The sequence below is a fragment of the Hymenobacter negativus genome (assembly GCF_017571495.1).
Classification (GTDB): domain Bacteria; phylum Bacteroidota; class Bacteroidia; order Cytophagales; family Hymenobacteraceae; genus Hymenobacter; species Hymenobacter negativus.
This window is the reverse complement of sequence record NZ_JAGETZ010000002.1, coordinates 391,160-416,714: the sequence shown is the minus strand read 5'-3', so window position 1 is coordinate 416,714 and position 25,555 is coordinate 391,160. Positions and strand designations below refer to the sequence as shown.

The window sequence follows — 25,555 nt, the reverse complement described above, 5'->3', positions numbered from 1 at the left end:
GCCCCCGGCGGACGTGCGGAAGCCAGCCTGAGTCCTCTGGGGGTATTCCGCTGAAGTGCGGAAGCCTGCTTGCGTCCGTTGGGGGCACGCTGCTGAAGTGCGGAAGGGTCAGGTCGCTGTGAGCGGCTTAGCGGCTCTTAACGGTGCCGCCGCTGCTGGTGTGCTTGGTGAGCTGCGGCGAGCCAGCGTAGCGTACGTCGCCGCCGCTGGAGGCATTGGCGGTCAGCTTCTCCTGCACGGCCACGGCAATGGTGCCGCCGCTGGAAGCATTAGCGTCGCAGGTGGCGGCCTCCACGTCCTGGCCTTTGAATACGCCGCCGCTGGAAGCATGCACATTCAGGCTCTGCACCTTGCCGCCGAGGCTGGCTACGCCTCCGCTGCTCACGCTGGCTTGCACACTGTTGGCCGTGAGCTCGGGGGCAGAGATGACGGCACCCGACGATGCTTCCAAGTTGAAGTTGCCCGCAGCGTAGGCGTTTTTCACCTCAACCCGGGCTCCGCTGCTGGCATCGATGCCCGTGAGCGGGGCGGCCACGATGCTCACGCGCAGGTTGCGCGGGCGGTTGTCTTTGCTCCAGGCCTCATTCAGCTTGTGGTCGAAGCTCACTTTGAGCACGCCGTCGCTCACTTCGGTTTTGATGCGGGCCAGGAACTCGGGCGTGTCGGCACTGGCCTCCACGCGCTGGGTGGCGCCCGAGGTGAGCGTAACAATGATGCCATCGGACGCTTTCAGGGCGCGGAAGGCACCCACGGAGCGCACCTCCGGATTGATTTGGGCGAAGGCGGGCACCAATGCCAGCAACCAGAGCAGAGCGAAAGCGGTGAGGGTTTTCATAAAGCTGCGAGAAAAAAGGTGAGTGTTGAAAGGGTTTATAAAGATGCAGATGCGCATCGGGCGCCTCCGGTTGCCCGGCTACCGGCGTGGGCCTCGCTTCGTTACAGCGTGCCTAAAAATACTTCAACTCAGCAAGCACTTCGCTACTCCTCCCGTAGCGCCACTGCCGGTTGAATGGCCGCTGCCAGCCGGCTGGGCTGCCACGCGCACAGCGCCGTGATGAAGTATACTGCCCCCGCCGCCGCGCCAATGGCCAGCACGTAGGGCTGGGCGGGCAGGTCGAAGGCATTGAGCAGGGGGAACTGCGCCGCCAGCAGGCTGCCCAGCACCACGCCAAAAGTGGTGACCACCATCATCTCGCCCAAAAACTGCCAGCCGATGCCCGCGCCCGTGGCCCCCATAGCCCGGCGCAGCCCAATCTCGGCCCGGCGCTGGCTGATGTTGTACCACAACACCCCAAACAGCCCCAGCGCCACGTTGATGATGAGGAACAGGCCCATGAGGCACAGGCCCACCACCGGCACCAGCGTAAACATGCGGCGGTGCAGGCGGTCATCGTCCATCACGCGCACTTCGGTGGTCCACTGGCGGGTGACGCCAGCCACGGTGCGGGCTATTTTCTCCTGTAGTATGCCGCCTTCGCCGGGGGCCACGCGCACCAGCACATTAGCCGTTTCCCAGTGGGTGGTGTCGAAGGGAATGAGGCGTTTCCACACGGCAGGGATGGGCGCCGAGAAGTCGCTTTCCATGTTCACGTTGTCGACCACGCCCATCACCTGGAACTCGTCTTCGGGCTTGGGGTCTTTCCCAGGTTCGCCGTAGGTGAAGATTTTACCCAGCGCCGGCTCATCGCCGAACATGCTTTCGCGCAGGTCCTGGGTGATGACGACTGGGCGGTGATTGCTGCCATCATCGGTTTGTGCGAACCAGCGGCCCTCGCGCAGGTGCATCTGCATGACTTCGGCGTAGTGGTCGTCAGCGTCGTAATTATTGGTAACCGGCGATTTCTTGCCCTTGTAAGCAAATTCCGAGTTATTCACACTGAAAATGAACGGGACGTTGCCGCTGGTCAGAGCCACGGTTTGCACGCCGGGCAGGGCTTTCACCTGGCGCAGCACGTCGTCGAGCTCGGCGCGGGGCATCTTCGAGCCTTGACCGGCGCGCACTTCCAGCCGCCACACCTGCTCGTAGTTGAAACCATGCGGAGCCAGATAGTTTTTGCCGACGGTGATGAGCACCGCGCCCACTCCAAACAGCACTACGAACGAGAAAAAGACTTCGGAAATCAGCAGCAGGTTGGCCCGCTTGCGGTTCCAGATGAGGGTAAAGAGATGGCGAAGCATGGAGATTGAATGGGAAATAGGGTAAAAGGACCGTCATGCAGAGCGCAGCGAAGCATCTCGCCCACCACCAGTAATCAACGACGTCCTCACGATATGGAATTAGTGACCGCGGGCAAGATGCTACGCTCTGCATGACGTTCTCTTGCCCTACCGTCACCCTATCATTTTTGCTCCCCACTGCCGCGCAGGGCAGCCACGGGGTTCAGGCGCGACATTTTCCAGGCGGGGTACACGCCGCTCATCAGGCCGAAGAGCAGGGTGAGCACCATGCCCCAGCCAAACACCCGCCAGCTCAGGCTAAAGTGGGCATAGGCCACGGGATGCGCCTCGTTCACGAGAGCCAGTGCGCCGGCCGCCAGGCCCAGACCCAGCAGGCCGCCCACCAGGGCGAGCACTAGGTTCTCGACCAGAAACTGGCTCACCAAATCGGAGCCGGCCGCTCCGAAGGCCTTGCGCACCCCAATCTCGCCGGAGCGCTCCAAAATGCGTGTTACGTTGAGATTCACCAGGTTTAGAGCGGGCAGCAGCATGAATAGTAAGGCCAGCCCACCTACTATCAAGTAGAAGGACGTGAGGTTGTCATCGTCCACGGTCTGGTCATTATGATTGAGCAGGGCCCTTGTGAATCCGGCCAGCATAGGGTCGGCGTAGGAGAAAATGGCTTTCACCTCCTTCGGATTTGGGATTTCTACCCGCTTCAGCATCTGCTGATACTCTTCGCGCACAGCCGGCAGGGCCTGCGCTGAGGGCGCCAGCAGCAGCACCAGAAACTCCCCACCCAAGCGGTTGTCCTTGTAGAACTCGGGGCTCAGGGTATAGGGCACCCACACGTCGGCATAAGCATATATCTGGGCCGCCGATACGTTGCGCACCACCCCAGCCACGCGGTAGCGCTTCAGGTCGATTTCGATGGTGCGCCCCACTACGTCGGTGCTACCGAAATAGGCGCGGGCAGTAGCCTCGTTCAGCACGCATACCTGCTGCGCATTCTTCACTTCCTCGGGTGTGAAAGCTCGCCCGCCCACAAAATCAAAGTCCATAATCTGCCAGAAGTTGCCATCGGTATAGGACATATCCAACGCCAGCAACTTGCTCTTTGTGAAAGCTGTAGCATTGGCCGAGGTAGTGGTAATGCCCACCTTCTCCGGCGTTTTCATCTTCCGCACGTAGTCATCCACGAAGTGAATGCTGGCCGGCATATTCATCCAGCCATGGCCGTCCACCATCTGGTGCCGAATGACGTTAACGAACAGCATTCGGTCCACGCGCTTCACCGGCGCGGCCGGCCCCACCAAATGGTCGAACATGGCCATTACCACCAGCAAAATCATGAGCGTGAAGCTCACGCCAAACAGGCTGATGAAGGTGAAGAACTTGCGGCGCATAAGCACCTTCCAGGCAATTTTCAGGTAAGAACGGAGCATGGTGAAGCAGGCGAAAGGTGGAATTGCAGAAAAAAGTAAGTGGGCCGGGCCGGCACGAACGGCGGCTGGAGCGGCGGGGCCGGCCGATGGGCTAACACCGCGCCCAGGGCGGCCAGCAGCAGGCCCCACGTCCAGCGTTGCGGATTCATCAGTTCAGTGCCTTAGCTAACCTGGCTGCCGTCGAAGAAGCGGATGACGCGCTCGGTTTTCAGGGCCTGCTGCTCGTCGTGGGTCACCATCACCACGGTCACGCCGTCGCGGCGGTTCAGGTCCATGAGCAGCTCCATAATCTCCTCCCCCATCACCGAGTCGAGGTTGCCAGTGGGTTCGTCGGCCAGAATGATTTCCGGCCCGCCAGCCAGGGCCCGCGCAATGGCCACCCGCTGCCGCTGCCCGCCCGAGAGCTGGCCGGGAAAGTGGGCCGTGCGGGCGCTTAGCCCCACTTTGTCGAGGGCCGTGAGGGCGCGCTGGCGGCGCTCCTTACCGCTCATGCCCTTGCGGTAGAGCAGCGGCACCTCCACATTGTCCACCACCGAGAGGTCGTTTATCAGGTGGTAGCTCTGGAAAACGAAGCCGATTTTCAGGTTGCGCAGGTTGGCCAGCTCCTTATCGGAGAACGAGGTCACGGCGCGGCCGTCCACTTCAATGGTGCCGCTGCTGGGCTCGTCCAGCAAGCCCATCAGGCTGAGCAATGTGGATTTCCCGCAGCCGCTCGGCCCCATAATGGACACGAACTCGCCCCGGTTGATAGTCAGGTTCACTTGGTTGAGCGCCACCGTTTCGATGGTTTTGGTCTGGTACACTTTTTCGATGTTGGTGAGCTGGAGCACGGGTGTGGCGCCGTTCGGCACTGCTGCCGGCTGCGTACGATGTTCGGGGGAGTTGGCGAGCAGATTTTCCATGAGATAAAAAAGGATTTAGGGACTGGATTAGCGAGTGGCGACGATGGGTGCCTGTTTTTCAAAATCGTAAAGCGTCAGCGCCCGCAGGCGGTAAAAACCTACCCACCCAGCCCGTAGCGCGAAAATGTAGCCGCGCCGCGCCCCATCCTTCGCCGCCGAGGCCAGGGTCAAATCCGTGAGGCTGATGCGGCCCAACAGGTAGGTAGCGCGGGCAATGTCGTAGCGCCGCTGGGCCAGCGAATCGGCCCGGCCGGCGAGCCGTAGCTGCTCGCTAAGTGCAGCTACCTGACTGGCCTGCGTCAGCACGGTTTGCTCGAAGCTGCGTTCCTCCTGGCTAACGGCGCGCTGGGTTTGGTCGCGGTTCAGTTCGGCAGTTTTAATGATGGACTGGCGGCGCCCCCAGTCCACAAGCGGCACACTGAAGGCCAAGCGCACCTGCTGCTGGTTTTGCAGATTAAGATAGGTATTGCCCAGGTTTTCCGCCTGATTCACGTAGCCCAGGTTAGCCGTAAGGGCCGCCTGAAAACCAGTAGTGCCGTGTGCCTGTGCCACGGCTCGCTCGGCTTCCAACAGCCGACGGCGGAAGGCCAAGGTGGTGCTGCGGTTTTGGCGGGCCTGCTCCAGCGCCAACAGGGGTAGCACGGCGTGCTGCGGAGCTGGTGCGGGCACAGCCAAAGCAGGTGCTTCATTGCCGGGCAGGCCGGTGTAGGCTTGCAAAGCCACGGCGGCATTCTGGGCATCGAGCTGCGCCTGGGTCTGGGCCTGGCGGGCATCGAGCACGTTTAGCTCCAGCTGCAACAAGTCGCTTTGCGAAAGCCGCCCCAGCCGAAACCGCTCCTGCCCGATGCGCAACAGCTCGGCGGTGGCCTGGGCATTTTGGCGGGCCACATCGGCGTTCACCTGTTGCAGCAGCACGTCGAAATACAGCTCCGTGACACGCTGGGCAATGGTTTCGCGCTCCTCCACGTACTGGCGCTGGCTTTCCTGATAGCGGAGCGGCTCAATGCGGCGCGCCCACAGCAGGCCGTTGAACTGCCCCAGCGGCTGGGTTATGCCTACCGTAAAGGGCTGGTTATTATACCGCCGCAGCCCGCCGTTGAAGTCATCGAACCGCTGCACCACCGAGCCGATATATACCTGCCCGCCGGTCAGACCCAGGTTCTGGCTTAGGGTCAACCCCAGGTCAGAATTATTGATGCGAACCGACTCGAAGCTGGTCGTACCATCGGGCTGCACCACGGGCGTAATGACGCGGTTGAAATTGGGTACGGTACCCTGCAGCCCTAGTTGGGGCCGGTAGTTAGCCTGGTAGCCGCGCCAGGTCCAGTAGCTGGTTTCGCGGGTGGTCACGGCCTGTTGCCCGGTGGCCGAGTGATTGACGGCCTGGGTTATAACTTCATCGAGCGTAAGACTGGTTGCCTGGGCGGCTACGGGCTGGGCAAACAATAGCCGTAATGGCAGTAATAAAAGGATGCGTGGGTTCATGGTCGGGCCGCCTTAGTCGTGAAGCGTCAATTCCGGCGTTTCCAGGTGGTCCTTCATATCCGACACCACAATCTCCTCCCCTGCCCGCAGGCCGCTCACTATCTGCACGTAGTCGAAGTTGCTGTCGCCGAAGCGCACCGTGCGGCGCACCGCCCGCCCATCTACCAGCACGAATACTGGCTGCTCCTTGCCACCCGAGTAGTACGGGCCGTTTTTCACCCGCAGCACGCCGTGGTGAGCGCGGGTAATCACGAATACATCGGCCCGCAGATTGGGCCTTAGCGCCGGGTGATGTGGGTTATTCAGCTGGGCATAAAACGTTACCACCCCCTTTTCCACGGCCGGGCTGATGCTGGCCACCACGCCGCGCAGGTCGGTGTCATTGATTCGCACCGTCACCGAATCGCCTTGGTGCAACGCGTCGGCGTAGCTGTCTGAAATGGTGGCCCGGACGCGGAAGCTGCTTAGGTCGGCCACCTTGGCCAAGGCGTCACCGGCCTGCACAGTCGTGCCGAGGTTATCGTTCACCCAAGTCAGCACTCCCGGCTGCTGGGTGCTGATGTTGGCCTGCCGCAGCTTGGTAGCCAGTTCCGAGATGCTGCGCTGCTGCATCGAAACAGTGTAACCCAGCTCGCGCACATCGGCCGCGTTGGAGCGTTGCTGGGTCTGAATCTGGCGGGCCAGGCGGCTGGCTTCCAGCTGCGCCACGGTCAGGTTCAGTTCGGCCTGACGCACGTTTTCGGCCGTGCCGCCGCCTATTTTCAGCAGTTGCTGCTCGTCGCGCAGGGCCGATTGGAGGCTGCGCACTTTCACGGCCTGCACCTGGGCCTGGGCGCGCAGGTCGTTGAGGCTACGCTCCAGGTTGAGCTGAAGCTGGGAGTTCTTGTTCTGATTGCGTAGTTGCTCGTCATCCAGCTTAGCCAGGGCCGAGTTTGTCAACTCCTTGTCCAACTCCAGGATGGTTTCGCCCGGCTGCACCCGCGCGCCCACCACCACTGCCACTCGCCGGATGGTGCTCTGAATGGGACTCGTAATCACCGCCTCCCGGCCCGGAATGATGGTACCCGCCGCCGTAAGTGCGGCTTCCACATCACCGGTTTCTACCGTAGCCATCAGAATGTCGCCGCGCCGCAAGCTGGGCTTGAGCGCCGTCCGGAACGCCAGCACTGCCCCAAGCCCGAGCACCAACAGGCCAGCTACCAGCAGCCAGCGACGGCGCTTGCGTTGGGTTTGCGTAGAGTCGGCAATAGCTCTGTCCATTTTCGTGCAGAAATCAGGGAGGTTTCTACCAAGAAGGCCAAGCCATGTGCCAAATTCATATTACATTGACTATCATTAACTAATAGGCAAATTCAGGAAAGCAAACGTTAAAAAAGGTGTCCATTTCTGAACACCTTGTCTTTAACCGGACAGTCAGTACAAAGCGGAATTTTAATCCTCACCGAGTGACCAAGGGCTTCGGGTGTTTCCTGGCTTTCTTGCTCTTCTGCTTGCGGCCCCACCAAAGCACCGTTCCCGTCACAGGCAGGCTGGCCGAAATCAGGCTGGCCAGAAAGGCAACGATTTTACCGCCCAGGCCCAAAATCTGGCCAGTGTGCAGGTCATAGTTCATATCAGACAGCTTGCCGCCGTTGCTTTTACTGGTGTGGAAGCGCGCCTGCAAGACCTCGCCCGACACCGGATGAAACGCATAGTCGTCGCGGTGGTAGTAGTGCAGCGTCCGCTGATAAGCCCAGCAGTAGGCTGGAGCTTTGCCCATGCCGGTCGGTCCGATGAGCACCATCTCGGCTTGCGGGGAGCGGCGCCGCACGGTGCGGTAAACCAAATCCGGCACGGGCTGGTTGGCAGCCGTTACGGCTTGCAGGGTGTCAACTTTAGCTACATCCTTTTCCTGGGGATATTCCCGCCCACCATTGGCCACCAGCACGGCCGAATCGAGCAGCCCGGGGAAAACCATGAATAAGCCCGTGAGGGCCAGCACCGCTGCAATGCTGGCGGCGTAAAACCCCAACACATTGTGCAAGTCGTAGTTGACGCGCCGCCAGCGGGCGCCCCACTTGATGGTGAGCCGCTGCTTCCGCTCCTGCTTGCGCTTCGGCCACCACAGCACCAACCCCGTCACCAGCATCACCACGAAGATGATGACGCTGCCACCCACCACCCATTTGGCCACCGCTTCGGGCAACAGCAGCGTCATGTGAATGGCCTGCACAATGCTGAAGAAGTGGTAGCGCAGGTTTTGCTCGTGTAGCACGCGGCCAGTGTAGGGGTTCAAATACACCTGCGTGGGCGTGCCGGCCGGGTCGGTGAAGAATACCGTGGCTGAGCGCTCGGGACCGAAGTAGGTTACCCAGGTAGTGGCCTTCTTCACCTCCGGATGCTTCACCAGCGCAGCCTCCTGCAAGCGCGATGGCAACAGTTGAGCCGTGGCCTGCGCCTCCACCTTGCGCCAAGGCTCGGTCAGGTCCCGGATTTCATCCTGAAACACGAAAATGGCCCCCGTCAGACTCACAATAAATACCACCAGTCCCGAGGCCAGCCCGAGCCACAAGTGCACTTTCCCAACGGCTTGCTTAACGGTCATGGGCTATCTATTATGGTAGCATAAATAAGAAGAGCGTCATGCTGAGCGCAGCCGAAGCATCTCTTCCACATGAGTAATCGGTTTTACTAGTGCAGTAGAGACCCTTCGGCTGCGTTCAGCATGACCGTTTTATCAATCAGCTAATTCCTCAAAACTTGTACGCTACGCTGCCCACAATGCTGCGCAGCTTCTGTGCATTCATGGTAGTGTAGCCAATCCAATACTTCTGGTCGGTCAGGTTATCAACCTTGGCCGAAATGCGGTACTTGGGTTGGTCGTAGAAAATACTGGCGTTGAACACGGTGTAGGCCGGCAGCGTGAAAACGCCCTGCGAAGCGCTGTTCAGAATCTTGTTGTCGCTGGCGTAGTTGCCGCCAAAGCCGGCGCCCAAGCCCTTCAGCACACCTTCGGGCTGGCGGTAGCTCACCCAGGCATTGGCCAGGTAAGGTGCGGAAGCAGTATTGGGCCGGCGGCTGTTCAGGTCCGTATTGGTATCTACAAACTCCGAGTAGTTGTAGGCGAAACCGCCCACCACGTTTAGGCTGCGCACCGGGCTGGCCACCAGGTTCAACTCCACACCCCGGCTTACCTGGTTGCCATCCTGGGCTTGGGTGGTGGGTGTAAGGATGCGCAGTAGGTTTTTCACCCGAATATCGTAGTAGCTCGCCGTAAGGCTCAGTCGGCCTCCGGCTGCATCCAGCTTCACACCGCCTTCTAGCTGATTAGCGTGCTCGGGTATCGTATTGCGGGTCTGGCCTTCCGCATTTATATAGCTGGTGTTCTGGTTCCGAAAGCTGTTCTGGTGATTGGCAAACAGCGAAACCCGGTCCTTCACGGGCTGGTACACCAGGCCAAACTTTGGCGAAACCGCCGTTTGGTTGTACCCGTCCACCGCACTGTAGTAAACGCCACCGGTATTGTCGTAGCGGTCCACGCGCACGGCGGCCAATACGCTAAGCTGGTCGGTCAGATTAAGCACGTCTGACGCAAAGGCGCTGTAGGTATTCACTTTAGTTGTCACCAGGTAGTGCGGGGGCGGGCTGGCTGTGTAGGTCGCATTCACGGTTTGACCATTGAAGGTGCGGTAGTCGTAATCCGGCACATTCACGGGGATGGCGTCGATGCGGCCACCCAGGAAATCCAATCCAGAATCAATACGCAGGAAGTCGAGCCCAAACACCACGCGGTTGCGCAGGCTACCCAGCTGAAAATCTCCATTGAAAAGCTGCTGCACCTCGTAGGTCTGGCTATGGCTGTTTTGCGTCGACTGGTCAGCCCGGAATAGCGCGCCAACGCCTGCCCGGCGTGCAAAGCCCGTCGGTGGAGTATAAACGCCAAGAGCAGCCAAGGAGTCGAGTGCCACCACCGTGTTCGATACCAAGTAGAAATAAGGTCCTTTGCCCTGCGAGTAGCTGCGGCTCGATGTGAGGTAGGTGGTGGAGGTGAAGCTGGGCGAAATGCGGTAGCGCACCTGCGCAAACAGGTTGGTGCTGCGCGAGTCCTGCGTCAGGCCCGGGCCCTGGTACGACTGGCGGTAGTCGAGTGGAGCCTCATTGGCTCGCGAAAAGCCCAGATAACTCGTTTTCTCGCGGTAGTCGAAGTAAATAAGCTGCTTGCCCACATTGGTGCCCCGGTATATTTCCGCATCCAGGTTAATGGTAAGCCGCTCATTGGGGCTGAATTGCAGGCTGGGGGCAATGGCCAGGCTTTTCACAAAGCCGGCGTAGCCCACGTTCTGGAAGTTGTCTTCGTAGTTATAAGCCGTGTTCAGACGGAAGGCCAGGGTTTTGGCCGCATTAAGGGGCGTGTTCACGTCGGCACTCACCCGATGGAAGCCGTAGCTGCCGCCTGACACCGCCACTTCCCCACCAAATTTTTCGAACGGCTTCTTGGTCACGCGGTTGAGCAGGCCACCGTACGAGGTCAGCGAGCTGCCGTACAGCGTAGCCGACGGCCCCTTGATGACTTCCAGCTTCTCCAGGTTCACGGCGTCAATGTCGCTGGTCACGTTGCCGGCCACGCCGTTGCGCAGCTGGCTCGATACCACGAAGCCCCGGCTGGCGTAGAACGCGCCGCCGTCGCCACCGCGGCCGGTAGCGTCCCACATTTTCTGCAAGCCGGGCACGTTGCGCGTGGCATCCTCTACCGAAAACACGAGTTGCTCCGTCAGCAGTTCTTTGCCCACTGTGGCATACACCTGCGGGTTTTCGAGGTTGCTCAGCGGCATCTTGTTCACGTATTCCGACGACTTCCGGGCGAATCTATTGGCGCGGTCACCCATCACCGTCACCTCGTTCAATTCCGCATTGCTTTCCTCAACGGCAAAATCCTGAGTCACGGTCTCGCCCGCCACTACCTGTACCCGGCGGCTTTGTGATGCGTAGCCCACCAGTCGCACAGTCAAAGTATGTGCGCCAGCCGATAGGTCCGCCAAACGATAATTGCCGCTGGCATCGGTGGTGGCACCCACCGTTGTACCGGTCACTAACACTGCAGCCCCGATGAGCGGCTGACCATTAGCCTGCGTAGCTCGGCCTTGCACGGAGCCCAGATTTTGGGCATTTGCTGAGCTGCTTGCAAAAGCAAACAGGCTCACCATTAATACTATAAAAGACCAGTAAGTTGAGAATCGAATATTCGTCATGCCGCGTTGTTTGCAAATGAAAGTGCAAAGCAACAGCAGACAGGCGGGATTTCCTATACTATTTAGACAAATTCTAAATAAGCATCGATGTACTTACGTCAGCGCTTGGTAAACCATAAAAGCTGCCGCATAGGCCAGCCCAGTCATGTAAATAAGCTGGGCCAGCGGCCAACGAATGCTCTTGGTTTCGCGATATGTCACCGCCAACGTGCTCATGCACTGCATGGCAAACACATAGAACACTAGCAGTGAAAACGCGCGGGCTGGCGTAAAAAATGGCTGCCCGTTCGCGTCGCGCTCGGCGCTCAGCTTTTGTTGCAGTGTGCCCATATCGGCATCTTGTCCCACACTGTAAATAGTAGAAATGGTACCCACAAACACCTCCCGCGCCGCAAACGAGGTGAGCAGCGCGATACCAATTTTCCAATCGTAGCCCAACGGCCGAATGGCCGGCTCAATCAGATGACCGAAAACCCCCGCATAAGAATTTTCCAGACGGGCAGAAGCTACCTGACGGTCAAGATTCGCTTTATAATCCGGGTGCTGCTTATAGAACTCCGCCACTCCCCCCGGCGAGTTGAACCCAATATTCTGCCGCATAATCAACTGGCTCACGGCAGCTTCCTGCCGCTGACCGGGGCCGTAGCTGGCCAGCACCCACAGCAGCACCGAAATGGCCACAATTACCTTACCGGCCTGCAGCACAAAAGCCTGCACTTTCTGGTAGATAGTCAGGCCCACGTTCTTCCAGCGCGGCCACTGATACACCGGAAACTCCATAATGAAGTAGCTCCGCTCCCGCGCCTTCAACACCTTTTTCAACACCCAGGCCGAACCCAGCGCCGAGAAAAGCCCAAGCAGATATAGCGACATCAGGGCTACGCCGCGCAGGTTGAAAATGCCCCAGGCAGCCTCATCGGGCACCACCAGCGCCACCAGCACCGTGTACACCGGAATTCGCGCAGAGCACGACATAAGCGGCGTCACGAAAATCGTAATCATCCGGTCCTTCCAACTCTCAATCGTGCGCGCGCCCATGATGGCTGGCACTGCGCACGCCAGCCCCGAAATCAAGGGCACCACGCTCTTGCCGCTCAGCCCAAAGGGCCGCATCAGCTTGTCCATCAAGAAAGTCACGCGAGCCATGTAGCCCGTTTCCTCCAACACAGCTAAGAAACCAAACAGCAGGGCAATCTGCGGGATAAATATCAGCACGCCGCCCAAGCCAGCCAGTACGCCCTCCGTCAGCAAGCGGATAAGCGGCCCGTGAAAGTTTTCCTGAATCACGGCGCTCAGCCCCGAAATGCCCTGGTCAATCCAGTCCATCGGATACTGTGCCCAGGCAAAAATGGCCTGAAACAGCAGAAACAGAATGCTCAGAAAAATTAAGTAACCGCCGACCCGGTGCGTCAGCACTTTGTCAATGCGGTTGCTCACCGGCTCGTGCTGTTCGGTGCGCGTCACCGTCACCGTTTCGAGCAGTATCTCGTTGATGCGGGCGTAGCGGCCAATGGTTTCAGCCGCTTGCTGCGCCGTAGCATCAAACGCATATTTCTGGGTCAACTCCTGAATATGCGTCTTTTCATCGGCACTCAGGAAGCCAATCTGCCGAAACTGCTGGGCGTAGTGCAGCGCCAGGTAGTCGTTGTGCAGGTTAAAGTAGTAGCGAATCTGGCGCACCAGCGGCAGCATTTGCTCATCGGGTTCCCAGAAGCGCACCGGCGGCGTATCCAGCCGCTGTGCCATCACAATCTTGAGCGCTGCCACCCCAATGCCCTTCCGGGCATTCATCGGAATAATAGGCACGCCCAACTCCCGTTCCAACTCCGGCAAATCAATGTTTACCCCGTGGCGTTCGGCCACGTCCATCATGTTGAGTGCCAGCACTGCCGGCAGCCCTAAATCGCCCAATTGCGTGAACAGCAATAGACTGCGCCGCAAGTTGTTCGCATCAACCGTCACTACCACAAAATCGGGGTAATTATCAGCCCCCTTATCGTAAAGCAAATCGGTTATCACCTTCTCGTCCAGGCTCTTGGGATAGAGCGAATAGGTGCCTGGCAAATCGATAATCTCTGCCCGCTGAGTGGCCGTAAGCTGCGCCACGCCGGTTTTGCGGTCCACGGTCACACCGGGGAAGTTGCCTACCTTCTGGTTGAGCCCGGTGAGTTGGTTGAACAGCGATGTTTTACCGCTATTCGGATTGCCAATCAGGGCAATGCGCAACGGGCGCACCGTAGTGGAGGCGGCCTGCTGGCCGTCCGCTACATCCGCCGGTTTGCTCATGGTTGCCGCCATTCGTTGTCTTTATTCCTTCAGCATGATGGTGGCGGCTTCACTGGCCCGCACCGACAGCGTGTATTCTTGGTCACCGAGCACCAACATCAGCGGGTCGCCCAAAGGTGCCCGGCCGCTCAGCCGAACTTTCACGCCCGGGATGCAGCCCATCTCCAGCAGCTTCAGTGCCATCTCCGGGTCTTCGAGGCAGCAGATAGTGCCGGTTTCGCCCAAGCGCAGGTCTTTGGCGGTGCGCCGGGTAGTGACGGCTACGGCAGGTTGCGAAGTACGACGGAACAGGGCCACGGGCAGAAATAACTTATTTAGAAAGAATACAAACAAAGGTACGGCATCAAATGCTTTCGGCGCAGCCAGAATTTCGGGAAGTTTACAGGCATCAGTACCCCCTCGCGCACAGGCGTTGGCCTTCTTGTTTTACTCACAAATTGCATGTCCTGATTTTTTCTGATAACTTTCCGACCAGAATTTGTAATTTTGTCCTCCATATCACGCGTACTATGTCTACACGGTTACTAACTATAGCATTATTCTTGGCTGCTTCTGCAACTTCTGCCTTGGCCCAACAGGTTCAAATCAAAGGCACAATCGTTGATAAGGACACAAAGGAGCCATTGCCATTCACCTCCATTGGGTTGAAAAACGAGCAAATTGGGGCACTCAGCAACGAGCATGGCCAATTTCTGGTACCTGCTCCTACCCAAAACACCGCCGACTCGCTCATTGTGGTAGCACTCGGCTATGCTCGCCGAGCGGTGCTGGTGAAGCGCGGCGTAGCCGTGGCCGACCTCGTCATCGAAGTACCTAAACGAGCCGTGCAGCTGAGCAACGTGGTGGTAAAGGGCGGCAAGGTGAAAAACCTGGGCCTCGGTGCCAAGTCCAATGACCCCGGCGAAGGCATGATTCAGGGCTTACCCGGCTCACAATACGCTTTCTTCGTTAAAAATGACAAGAACAAGAAGCTGGGCAACGTGCGGACGGTGTCGTTCTACATCGGAGAGAACGGCTTCCCGCGCGAGCCTTTCCGCGTGCGCCTCTACAAGGCAGATGGCAACTACAACGCGCCCAACACCGACCTGCTGACCGAAAACGTGGTAGTATCGGCTCCGCAAGGCGGCCAATGGTACACCGTCGACCTGACGCCATATAATATTATGGCCCCTGAAGAAGGCTTCTTCGTAGCCATGGAATGGGTAGTTAGCGGCGACAAGTTCTTCGCAACCAACTTCATGGACGACTACACACCTTATGGTCAGATTATGCGCCCCACCTTCGAGTTCAAGGAAAGCCGCACCTGGAACTACTCCATTGGCAAAGGCTGGAGCCTTATCACTGCTGCCAACAGCCAAGGCTTGCGTTACAACGCCATGATTAAGGCTGAAGTAGATATGATTAAATAAATCGCTGACTTTGCTTACTTATGGTTTCCCGGACTACTTCCTTTTCGGAATGAGCATAAAAAAGCTCTGCTAAATAGCAGGGCCTTTTTTTATGCTCATGAAACTGTTTAAGTATTTTAATTATTCGCCAGCTTCACTCGCAGGATACCTAGGATGGAGAACAAGCCAAGGTGGTGAACTGCTTCAGCCTTAACTATACAGACGGCGTTTTCGCTTATCACTACGCTCTATCTCACAATAGAACCACACTTGTACGGCGAAATCGGTGATTAGTGTTTTACGTCTTTTGTCCACAAACCCATAATCCATTCCCGAATGGTTTCTTCAGCCGCTGGCGAGAATAAGGGCATCATTTCGCCGTTCATCAGCGTCCATTCCGTTTTGGGGGGCTGGAACAGGTGATTTACCCCAGGCAGACGCTTCACTGTAACAGCCCGATTAAAGCTTTTCAGTTCTTTTTCCAGCGCCTCAAGGTGCATATCGGCAGGCGCCTGCTGGTCGCTAGTACCATTGAGCAACAGTACAGGGCATTTCACCTGGTCGAGTTCGGCGATGGGGTCAAACGCCAGGAAAAAACGGCGCCATGGCGTGAGCATCTTGGCAGCAGATGCAGTAGCGGCCTCGGGGGTAAGAGTGGGCTGGTCCTGCCGCAACATATTGCTCACAATTGCCTGGGCCTGCGGTGGGTTGGTATTGCGAATGATACCGTACATAGTACGTTGGCGCTCGTAGGCCACCTGCACCAGGGCAGGGTCCAGCTTGGTAGCGCGCAGCTCAGCTACCTGCTGCTCCAAAAGGGTTTGCTCGCCTGGCAGGCCATAGCCGGCCAACGACACCACAAAGGCCGGTGGCAATGGCTGGCCAGCCGCCAGCAAAGCCACATTAGCACCCTCGCCGTGCCCTATCATGCCAATGCGGTTGATATTGATTTCCAGCCGCGCCCGCAGAAAATTCATGGCCGCCTGCACATCACTCACCCGCATGGCCGTGGTGGTGGTAGAAGTGTTACCGCCAGATTGGCCCACACCCCGGTCATCATAGCGCAGCACGGCAATGCCGCGTCGGGTGAGGTAGTCGGCCAAGGCTCCCAGCATGTGATAATCACCGATGGTGCCATCACGGTCCTGGCCGTCCACATCGCTTACCAGCAGCACGGCCGGGAATGGTCCGGGCCCGGCGGGCACTGTCAGGGTAGCACTCAGGTTGAGGCGCGCCGTAGGGTTGTTCACCACCACTTCTTCCTCCCGGTAAGGTGGGGTGAGCCGGGCACCAGGCGCGGAAGTAGTTGGCATGGGTGAGTGCCGCAGCACTACCGGAGATTTCACTCCTCCAGAAGACCAATCACCACTTAGTTCTTGCTTGGCTGCATCATAGCGGGCTTCGTAGTGGCTGCTCACACTAGGCATCCGCATGAGCACAGAATCGCCGCGCACGATGATTTCGGTTATGGTGCGGCTTATTTTCTGTGCCGGCACATCAAGTGCGCCAAAATACTTGCCACCGGCCAGTGGCACTACGCTAATTGTCACATCGAGCTGGCCACCGAGCAAAGGCAGTTTACCTTTCCATAAGCCGCCTAGTACCACTCCACTTTCGTTTGGCACTCCTGTTTCAGCTTGGGCTACACCAGTGCACACCATTCCCAACAGCACAAAGACCCAGAGTAAACGCCTCCTCATTGTAAAAAAGCAATCAAATTATTCAGAACCCGAAAGATAAGCACTGGCATACCGCCTTATTTAAATGGGCTAATATGCTATTACCAGTAACATAGTGGAGGAGGATTACAAAATAACAGAAAACCGCCCAGATAGACCTTACTAAATCTCTAAATGGCATCAATAACTATCTAAAACACGAATGTGCGTCGATAGACTGCCTTGGTCTAAACCAAAGCCAGTCTATCGACGCACATTCTATAGGCGTCAACGCAAAGTGGTGCTGCTAGCGGGTTCGCACGGCAATCTCCACGCGACGATTTTCCTGGCGACCAGCGGCGGTGGCATTAGAGGCCACAGGCATTGCCTCACCCATCGGTTCTACGCTGACACGGTCGGCGGCAATTTTCCCATTGTTCACGAGGTAGTTTTTCACGGCTTCAGCGCGCTGCTCGCTAAGTGCTTTGTTGTAGCTCTTGTCGCCGCGTGAATCGGCAAAACCCATTACCCGCACCTGTTGGGTGCTGTATCGCTGGCCGATAGAACCCGTAATCTGATTCAGAACTTCTGCAGCTGTGGATTTGATATCGGCTTTATCAGTATCGAAAAGCACCGTTTCGTCTACACTATATACGTTATAGGTGCTGTCGCCGCGCACCGATACTCCAGGCAATGTAATTTCTTTGAACTTGACATCGGCCAGCTTGGCTTTAGTCATATCCCAAGCATCGCCTACAGCGGCACCAGCAGCAGAGGCGGCTTCGCCAGCCGTACGACCATCGCGGGCCATTACAGCGGTATCCTGACCAGCTTCACCGAGTTGGTCTTTGGTGGGTGACTGTTTGGTATCGCAGCTACTAAGCAGCGCTGCTGCGGCAAGAACCGAAAAGAAGGCTTTTTTCATGGTATTGGAAGAGAAATGATGGGCAGCATACGGTATTACCAGAAAAAACGCCGAATCATTCTGCTATTTTTTCGGCTTTGTGGGCGGAGTCGCAACGCTTGTCAATTGACTTGGGAAAATCCAAAAAAGCTTTTTCTGCAGCCCCAAGCAATAATCCGGCAATATCAAAGCGTTTGATTAAGCAATGGGGAAAGAAAAAAATCTAATCTCCATGCACTTTACCCCAGTTTTCGAAGCATACAGGTAACAATAGATTGGACTTGAATTTGTAAATTTGCCAGACGACCATCTTATATATTATTTTTGGCGATGATGAAACGCATACTTTTTTTCGCATTATGGCTACTCCTGCCAGCACTGGGCTGGGCACAGGAAAACCGCATTACGGGCCGTGTTGTGGATGCCAAAACCAAGGACCCCGTCCCCTTTGCATCCATTGGCTTGCGGGAAGAGGGCACAGGTGCCCTCACCAATGAATACGGTTATTTCCAGTTGGCCGGCCTGGAAAAAACCAGCCAGGACTCACTGATTGTCATGACATTGGGCTACGAACGCAGTGCCATCTTTATTAAGCGCGGCAGCACCGAAGACCTTATCGTAGAATTGAAAAAGCGGGTAATTGAGCTGAGCAACGTGGTGGTGAAGGGCGGCAAGCTCAAGAACCTAGAACTGGGCTCCAATTCTAATAATCCTGGCGAAGGCATGATTCAGGGCCTACCTGGTTCACAATATGCTTTTTTCGTGAAAAATGATAAGCAAAAAAAGTTGGGCAACGTACGGACGGTATCATTCTACATCGGGGAGAACGGCTTCCCGCGCGAGCCTTTCCGCGTGCGCCTCTACAAGGCGGATGGCAACTACAACGCGCCCAACACCGACCTGCTGACCGAAAATGTGGTGGTATCAGCTTCACGCGGTGGCGAGTGGTACACCATTGACCTGAGCTCTTACAACATCCCCGCACCGGAAGAAGGCTTCTTCGTAGCCATGGAGTGGATTGTGGGCGGTGACAAGTTCTACACCACCAACTTTATGGACAACTACACGCCCTATGGTCAGATTATGCGTCCTACTTTCGAGTTCAAGGAAAGCCGCACCTGGAGCTATACCATCGGCAAGGGTTGGAACCTACTTACACTAGCCAACGGCCAGGGCCGCCGGTATAATGCTATGATTAAGGCTGAGGTAGATATGATTAAATAACCTGGATAGCCACGCTGACGGCTAATAAGTCTAAGCAGCTAATTCGGTATAGAATACAAAAAAGCCCCGCTTCACAGCGGGGCTTTTTTGTATTCTATACCCAGGCAACTACTCTATGTATTAGGGTGCATATCAAGCAGCTATTCAACAGTAGTATTCTGGTTGGCTGCCTTTGTTAGAACAGCTATTTTTTGGTCTGAGCTACTATCCATTCGCGGATGGCTTCTTCGGCTTCCGGCGCAAAGTTTGGCTGTGGCTGACCATTAATGATAGGCCACTTGGTCGGGTCAGGCTGGAACAGGTGATTGACCCCAATGAGTTTGCGCACCGTTACGCTCTTGTTTTTGCTGGATTTCAAGCCTTTTTCTAAGGGGCCCATATTGGCATCTGCGTTGATGGTGAGGTCGGAGGTGCCATTCAGCAGCAGCACCGGGCAATTGACAGCTGCCAGCTTTTCAACAGGGTTAAAGGCCAGGAAGTAGCGGTAACGCGGCGATGTCATTTCGGCGGCGCTGGCCTGAGCAGTAGCATTATCAATAGCCGAATTGTTTTGCTTAAGCATATTGGCCACAATGGCTTGGGCTTGGGCGTTGTCAGTAGTTTGGCGTATGATTTCGAGCATGGCCTGTTGGCGCTTGGTTGCAGCCTCTATTTGAGCCGCGTCGGTGCCAAGGGTACGCAGGGTAGTAGCCTGCTGCTGCACTACAATATCACGACCGGGCAGACCGTAAGCAGCCAGCGTTACCACAAAAGAGGGCGGCAGGGGCTGCGCGGCAGCCAGCAAGGCGACGTTACCGCCCTCGCCGTGGCCTACCAGGCCTAAGTGCGATAGGTCAATTTCGGGACGGGTACGCAGGTAATTGAGCCCCGCTTGAGCATCACTCACTAAGTCGGCAGTAGTTTGGGCAGGTGTGCCACCGGACTTGCCCACACCTCGGTCATCGAAGCGGAGTACGGCAATGCCGCGCCGGGTGAGGTAGTCAGCCAGCTGGCCTAGAGGGGCAAAGTCGCCCACGGTGCCGTCACGGTCGTGCGGGCCGCTGTCACTCAGCAGCACCACAGCCGGGAATGGACCAGGGCCAGCCGGAATAGTGAGCATCCCGCTGAGGCGAGCATTAACAGCAAGGTTGCTGAAGGTAGCCTCTTCCTCGCGATAAGGTGGGGTGAGGCGCACTTTTTTATCATTCATAGCCGGTAAGGCGCTGAAGGCAAGCGTCATCGGCACTTTAAAGCCCGGCGACTGCCAGGTGCCAACCATCTGTTTGCCATCGGCTGAGACGCGACCAGCGAAGCGGGTAGCGGCTTCTTCGGCGTAGAGACGCACGGTGTCGCCTTTTATTTCTGTTTTTACATTCATGCGGCTCACCTTCTGGAGCGGCACGTCGAGTGTACAGAAATATTCGCCACCGGTGAGCTTTACAAAGCGAAAAATAACTTCGAGTTGCCCACCAGGAACTTTGAGAGGGCCTTTCCAAAGACCATCGAGGGGCGGCACATCGGCCACATGAGCCGACACCGACTGAGGACGAGGACCAGCCTGTGCGGGCCCTGTCAATGCCAAGCCAGCTAGTAAAGCGCCAAAAATGTAAAACACCCGAAACGTATTGATTTTCATAAGAAAGAAGAGGTGCCGCAAACTGAATTTTAACCCAAAATTATGCAGGAGCCGCGACGCCCACTGTAAAGTAGCAAAATAAATACCTTGCCAACATTGAGAGAGCCAGCCTCTATTACAAAAAAAGTTTTTGTTTCCTTGCTAAAACAAAACTTACCTCTTTCAAATTTTTCTTTTACAGGCTATTAATCAGATTATTAAAACAAATCTGGGCATTAATATTCCTTGCGGGCTATTCACTCACGAATACCCGCTTTACCCGCTCGCTCACGTTGGTAAGCAGTTCGTACGCAATGGTACCAATGCGGCCAGCCAGCTCGGGCAGCGGCAAGCCATCACCAAATACCAAGGCGACATCGCCAGCCCGCGCCTGCGGTATGGCTGTCACGTCCACCATGCACATATCCATGCACACGGAGCCTAGCAGAGGAGCGGGCTGGCCATGGATGAGTACCGTGCCCGCACCGTTGCCGAAGCGGCGGTCGTAGCCGTCGGCATAGCCAATGGCTAGTGTGGCAATACGGCGCTCAGTAGCGGCGGCGGTGCCCCGGCGGCCATAGCCTACGGTGGCCCCAGCCGGCAGGGTTTTAATCTGAGAAATGGTAGTCCGGAGCTGACTGACCGGGCGGAGGGCGGTAGGGTCGGAGGTGTTACTGGCATCTACGCCGTAGAGGCCGATACCGAGACGCACCATATCGAAATGCGCCTCTGGAAACCGTAGAATGCCCGCTGAATTCAGCACGTGCTTGAGCACTGAATGGCCCAGAGCTGCTTCTAGCACGGTAGTCATGCGGCGAAAAGCAGCCAACTGCTCGCGGGTGAAGTCGTCGTGGCCGGGTTCGTCGGCGGCGGCGAGGTGCGTCATCATGCTGGCTACCGGTAGGTGGGCAGTATGCTGGCGCAAGCGAGCCGCTAGGGTGGGCAGTTCGGCCTCATCGAAGCCAAGACGACGCATACCGGTATCCAGCTTGAGATGGATTTTAGGTGCTGGCAATTCCGAGGGGATATCGAAGGTAGCCAGGTACTCATCCAGCATTTCGAACGAGTAGATTTCGGGCTCCAGGCGGTAGCGGCGCAGGGTTTCGAAGGCGTCGGGGGCCGCATTCATCACCATGATGGGCAGGCTGATGCCGGCCTCACGCAGGGCAATGCCTTCGTCGGCGTAGGCTACGGCAAGGTAATCGGCCCGCTGAAACTCGAGCAAGCTGGCGACTTCGTAGGAGCCTGCGCCGTAGGCAAATGCTTTCACCATCACCATAAGCTTAGTACCCGGGCGCAGTTGGCGGCGGTAGTATTGAAGGTTATGGCTGAGGGCATCGAGGTTAACTTCAAGCACCGTGCCGTGCTGTTGGGCCTGTAAGGCAGCTACAATGCGCTCAAACCCAAAACGACGGGCACCCTTGATGAGAATGGTTTCGTGGACGAAATCGGCAGGATTAAGCTGGGCGAGGAAGGCTTCGGTGGTAGGAAAAACTTGAATTGAGCATGCGGAGTTAACCTCAGACGATTCTACTTCGATGCTTAATTCTTCATTATTTGCGCTTTTCGCGCATAATTCCCTCGAAATTTCCTCTCCGATTCCTACCACACGGCTCACGCCAGCAGCAGGCAGCAGCCCGACTACGCGAGCATAAAGCGCTTCGCCCGTGAGGCCCGATTCGAGGACATCGCTCAAAATGAGTGTACGGCGGCCTGGGCGGCTCTGGCGGGCAAGAGCGTTGAGGGCCAGGGCTAGGCCGGCGAGGTCGTTATTATAGGTATCGTCGAGCAGATAGGAATCGTGGCGGCCGAGCTTCATTTCCAGACGCATGGCCACGGGGTGCAGACGGGCCAGCCGGCGCTGAATTTCGGCGGGCTCAACCTGGCGATGCAGCAGCACGGCCAGGCAGTGCAGCCCATTTTCGATAGACGGCTCATCGGCAAACGGCAGCGAGAATGTGGCTGTGAGGCCTGTAGCCACATACTCGGCTTGCAGGCTGGTGCTGTCGCCGCTAGCTGCGACCAGCGTAAAGCGCAGGTCGGCGGACTGGGTTGGCTGGCGCGTCCAGCAGAAAGTCGGCAAGCCCAACGACACCACGGCGGTGCGCACCAAGGGCTGGTCGGCACAGTAGAATAAGCGCTGAAAATGCGCCCCCTCGAACAGCCGCAGCTTCTCGCGTAACTTCTGCTCTGCGGAGGTGAAACCGGCGTCGTGGGCTGTACCGATTGTAGTGAAAATGCCTTCAGTTGGCTGGATAATAGCGGCTAAGCGCTCCATCTCCCCTACTTCCGAAATACCGGCTTCGAAGATGCCCAACGTATGCCGCTCGGGGTTCAACTCCCACACGCTCAGCGGCACTCCCACCTGCGAGTTGTAAGAGCGCGGCGAGCGGCAGATGTCCTCGTCGGGGCTCAGCAATTGGGCCAACCATTCCTTTACAGTGGTCTTGCCATTAGAGCCCGTGATGCCGAAAACCGGCCCGTTGAACTCCTCCCGGTGGACTGCGGCCAGCGTCTGCAAAGCAGCCAATGGGCTGGCAACTTCGATAATTCCTGCTTCCGAGTACGCTGACAGCCCGTTGAGCAGTGTGGTATTTTCTTCGATGATGAACAAGCGCACGCCTTGGGAATAAAGGGCAGGCAGGTAGCGGTGGCCGTCGTGGCTGAGGCCGCGCAGAGCAAAAAATACCGCGCCAACAGGCAGGCCTACCCGCCGGCTGTCCAGCAGCAGGTGACGGACTTCAGACGTGGCATTGGCGGGGGCCTGGAGCAGGCGGCCGGCCAGCAGGCCAGGCAAATCGAGGAATAGCGGGAACGACATAGCGGTGCAAAGGTCCAGCAAAAAACGGCCGCACGAGGCAGCGCCAGCAGTTAAATCCGTTGCCTGACTTGCCGGGAAAATTGCTACGCATGGCATTACAGGCGGTGGAAACCAAACGTTTAGCCAATAGGTTATTGGCTTTAAAACGAATATGCGAAGTGAATTTGGCCAGGGAATCCGCTGTCCTGTTGACTAACGCTCGGCTCAAGCTTATGGAGGATAGGGCAATAAAAAGCACCGCTACTGCGACCTCACAAGCAGCCATTTACGGTCGAAACGCGTCTGAATATTGTTGGGATACTGCCAGTTGAGGAATACTTTTTGTGATTCCGAGCTTTAGCTACGTGCCATTTCACTTCATTAAGCATCGTTTGGCCATCGTGTGATTCCTGATGTGGCCAAACACTCACTTAATGCCTTGTTTCGTTATCATTTCCTTTCCCGCTTGCTCTTTTATGCGTCACGTCGCCCTGCGACTATTACTACCGCTGTGGCTGCTGTTGAGCCTAGCCCCGGCTGCCCGTGCCCAAACCGTTGCTACCGATAGCCTGCGCCTCGCTCTCTCACACGCGCTCGCCGACTCCAGCCGCGTGCTGCTGCTGCTGAAACTGGCATCAACGTACCGGTCGTCCAAACCTGATTCGACCTTGGAATTGGCCCAGCAGGCCTGCGAACTCGCCCGGCAAGTGAGCTTTGTGAAGGGCCAAGGCCGGGCACAAGGCATGATAGGGTCGGCGTTGCGTGAGCGCGGCGAGCTACCCAAGGCATTTGCCAACCAGATTCAAGCTTATCAAATCAGTCGGCAATGCCGGGACTTGCAGGGCCAGGCTTACAGCTTGAACGGACTGGGCAACATCCGGTTCGACTTGCAGCAGTACCGGCAGGCGCTGGACTACTACCGGCAGTCGAAGGAAATATACACTCGTCTCCATCTTATGCCCTGGGTAGCCGGCACGCTCACCAGCATGGGCAGCTGCTACGAAAAGCTGAATGTGCTCGACTCGGCGCTCATCCTGCAAAGCCAGGCCGCAGCAGTACTGGCCCAAACGCCCCGGCCCCGGCTGGCTTCGGCGGCGCTGGCGCTGCGCAATATGGGCGCTTTGCAGGCCCGACTGGGCAACTATCCGGCGGCCTTTTCCTATTACCGGCAGGCATTGCAGGAAACGGGCAATACCAACGACCTGCGCAATCGAGCCATGGCGCAGTGCCGCATGGCTGGCCTGTACCACACGCTACATCAACCCGATTCGAGCCTGCTCTATGCCCGGCTGGCGCTGCACACGGCCGCCCAAGTGTCGTATCGAACAACTATTTTAGAAGCCAGCAACTTACTAACCCAGCTTCATCGGGTGCGGCACAACGTGGACAGCGCTTTCTATTACCAAAGCCTAGCTGTGACGATGCAGGATAGCCTGTTTGGGCCCGAAAAATTTCAGCAGCTGCAGCTCCTGGCTTTCTCAGAGCAGCAGCGCCAGCAACAGCAGCGCGAGGCGCAGGAGCTGAAAACTACCAGCTATCAGCGCTTCGCGCTACTCGTAGCACTGGGATTTATTCTGACCGTGGCGCTACTGCTGGGCTGGGCCAACCGTCAGCATCGCCGCGCCAACCACTTGCTAAACGAGCGCAACCAGCAGATTGAGGCCCAGCGCAATGCGCTTAATGAAGCCCTCACCGAGCTGCGCGCCGCGCAGGCTCAGCTGGTAGCTACTGAAAAGTGGGCGTTTGTAGGCGAGTTGTCGGCGGGTATTGCCCACGAGCTGCAAAACCCATTGGCTTTCATGAAAAACTTCGCCGATGTGAGTGTGGGTCTGCTCGACCACGACGGCAGCCCCCGGCCCCAGGGCCTGGAAGGTGAAATAATGGCCGGCCTGCGGAAAAATCTGCGGGAAATCAGTCAGCACGGACAGCGTGCTTCGTCCATTATTGCCGATATGCTGGCCCATGCCCGCACCGGCACCAGCCAGCGCGAATCCACCGACTTGAACACATTGGTAACCAACAACCTGCAATTGGCAATCCTGGGCAATTCGGAGGATACACACTCACATCCGGTGCATCTGGAAACGGATTTAGCGCCCGATTTGCCCTCGGTGCTGGCCGCACCGCAGGAACTGGGGCGGGTGTTGCTCAACCTGTTTACCAATGCCTTATACGCCACACGGCGACGCCAGCAATCGAGCCCGCCGGACTACCAGCCGCAGGTGCAGGTACGTACCCGCCGTATGGACCACGAAGTTGAAATTCGGGTGCGCGATAACGGCACAGGCATGCCCGCCACCGTGGCCGCCCAGGTATTCGAGCCGTTTTTCACCACCAAGCCGACCGGCGAAGGCACTGGTCTGGGACTGTCATTGGCGCATGACATTATCACGAAGGGCCACGGAGGTACGCTGACCGTAGAAACGGAGGATGGAAAGTTCACCGAATTCACGGTACGGTTGCCGGCCTAACTTTGCCGGGTTA

18 protein-coding genes are annotated in these 25,555 nt (G+C 57.3%); 3 read left to right on the top strand and 15 right to left on the bottom strand.

Annotated elements, in window-relative coordinates; all coding sequences use genetic code 11:
- Window positions 1-127: 127 nt before the first annotated feature.
- The 11 genes from J4E00_RS06000 to J4E00_RS05950 all read right to left on the bottom strand — a co-directional run bounded on the left by J4E00_RS06000 (window position 128) and on the right by J4E00_RS05950 (window position 13,800).
- Window positions 128-835, bottom strand: coding sequence for a head GIN domain-containing protein (locus tag J4E00_RS06000; protein WP_208174210.1), 708 nt, complete (start codon window positions 833-835; stop codon window positions 128-130).
- Between the two features lie 143 nt (window positions 836-978).
- Window positions 979-2,178 (bottom strand): ABC transporter permease, encoded by a 1,200-nt coding sequence (locus tag J4E00_RS05995; protein ID WP_208174209.1) that lies wholly within the window; start codon window positions 2,176-2,178, stop codon window positions 979-981.
- Between the two features lie 161 nt (window positions 2,179-2,339).
- On the bottom strand, window positions 2,340-3,602 hold the full coding sequence (locus J4E00_RS05990) for an ABC transporter permease (protein ID WP_208174208.1): 1,263 nt from the start codon (window positions 3,600-3,602) through the stop codon (window positions 2,340-2,342).
- A complete protein-coding gene (locus J4E00_RS05985; protein WP_208174207.1) occupies window positions 3,584-3,751 on the bottom strand; it encodes a hypothetical protein in 168 nt (55 codons plus the stop codon). Before J4E00_RS05985 ends, J4E00_RS05990 begins: the two co-directional genes overlap by 19 nt.
- 12 nt (window positions 3,752-3,763) lie before the next feature.
- Window positions 3,764-4,432, bottom strand: coding sequence for an ABC transporter ATP-binding protein (locus J4E00_RS05980; protein ID WP_208174417.1), 669 nt, complete (start codon window positions 4,430-4,432; stop codon window positions 3,764-3,766).
- Window positions 4,433-4,531: 99 nt separating this feature from the next.
- Window positions 4,532-5,989, bottom strand: coding sequence for a TolC family protein (locus J4E00_RS05975; RefSeq protein WP_208174206.1), 1,458 nt, complete (start codon window positions 5,987-5,989; stop codon window positions 4,532-4,534).
- Window positions 5,990-6,001: 12 nt separating this feature from the next.
- A complete protein-coding gene (locus J4E00_RS05970; RefSeq protein ID WP_208174205.1) occupies window positions 6,002-7,249 on the bottom strand; it encodes an efflux RND transporter periplasmic adaptor subunit in 1,248 nt (415 codons plus the stop codon).
- A gap of 178 nt (window positions 7,250-7,427) precedes the next feature.
- Window positions 7,428-8,573, bottom strand: a complete 1,146-nt coding sequence (locus tag J4E00_RS05965) for a PepSY-associated TM helix domain-containing protein (protein WP_208174204.1) — start codon at window positions 8,571-8,573, stop codon at window positions 7,428-7,430.
- Window positions 8,574-8,721: 148 nt separating this feature from the next.
- Window positions 8,722-11,172, bottom strand: a complete 2,451-nt coding sequence (locus tag J4E00_RS05960) for a TonB-dependent receptor (protein ID WP_208174203.1) — start codon at window positions 11,170-11,172, stop codon at window positions 8,722-8,724.
- Window positions 11,173-11,310: 138 nt separating this feature from the next.
- A complete protein-coding gene (gene feoB, locus J4E00_RS05955) occupies window positions 11,311-13,503 on the bottom strand; it encodes a ferrous iron transport protein B (protein WP_236049518.1) in 2,193 nt (730 codons plus the stop codon).
- Between the two features lie 21 nt (window positions 13,504-13,524).
- Window positions 13,525-13,800: a FeoA family protein gene (locus tag J4E00_RS05950; protein WP_317196595.1), complete on the bottom strand. Its 276-nt coding sequence runs from the start codon at window positions 13,798-13,800 to the stop codon at window positions 13,525-13,527.
- A gap of 269 nt (window positions 13,801-14,069) precedes the next feature.
- Here J4E00_RS05950 and J4E00_RS05945 point away from each other — a divergent pair, with 269 nt between their 5' ends.
- The gene (locus J4E00_RS05945; RefSeq protein WP_208174201.1) at window positions 14,070-14,912 is read left to right on the top strand and encodes a carboxypeptidase-like regulatory domain-containing protein; all 843 of its coding nucleotides are present in this window, start codon (window positions 14,070-14,072) and stop codon (window positions 14,910-14,912) included.
- Between the two features lie 269 nt (window positions 14,913-15,181).
- On the opposite strand, the gene J4E00_RS05940 is transcribed toward J4E00_RS05945, so the two are convergent.
- Both J4E00_RS05940 and J4E00_RS05935 read right to left on the bottom strand, forming a co-directional pair.
- Complete coding sequence (locus J4E00_RS05940; protein WP_208174200.1) at window positions 15,182-16,516, bottom strand: alpha/beta hydrolase family protein; 1,335 nt, start codon at window positions 16,514-16,516, stop codon at window positions 15,182-15,184.
- Between the two features lie 340 nt (window positions 16,517-16,856).
- On the bottom strand, window positions 16,857-17,474 hold the full coding sequence (locus J4E00_RS05935; protein ID WP_208174199.1) for an OmpA family protein: 618 nt from the start codon (window positions 17,472-17,474) through the stop codon (window positions 16,857-16,859).
- Window positions 17,475-17,786: 312 nt separating this feature from the next.
- On the opposite strand from J4E00_RS05935, the gene J4E00_RS05930 reads away from it, so the two are divergent.
- Window positions 17,787-18,677, top strand: coding sequence for a carboxypeptidase-like regulatory domain-containing protein (locus J4E00_RS05930; RefSeq protein ID WP_208174198.1), 891 nt, complete (start codon window positions 17,787-17,789; stop codon window positions 18,675-18,677).
- Between the two features lie 184 nt (window positions 18,678-18,861).
- Here J4E00_RS05930 and J4E00_RS05925 read toward each other — a convergent pair whose 3' ends face one another.
- Both J4E00_RS05925 and J4E00_RS05920 read right to left on the bottom strand, forming a co-directional pair.
- On the bottom strand, window positions 18,862-20,292 hold the full coding sequence (locus tag J4E00_RS05925) for an alpha/beta hydrolase (RefSeq protein WP_208174197.1): 1,431 nt from the start codon (window positions 20,290-20,292) through the stop codon (window positions 18,862-18,864).
- Between the two features lie 232 nt (window positions 20,293-20,524).
- Window positions 20,525-23,092, bottom strand: a complete 2,568-nt coding sequence (locus tag J4E00_RS05920; protein ID WP_208174196.1) for a bifunctional UDP-N-acetylmuramoyl-tripeptide:D-alanyl-D-alanine ligase/alanine racemase — start codon at window positions 23,090-23,092, stop codon at window positions 20,525-20,527.
- Between the two features lie 455 nt (window positions 23,093-23,547).
- Between J4E00_RS05920 and J4E00_RS05915 the strand changes: the two genes are divergently transcribed.
- Window positions 23,548-25,542, top strand: a complete 1,995-nt coding sequence (locus tag J4E00_RS05915; RefSeq protein WP_208174195.1) for an ATP-binding protein — start codon at window positions 23,548-23,550, stop codon at window positions 25,540-25,542.
- Window positions 25,543-25,555: the final 13 nt, after the last annotated feature.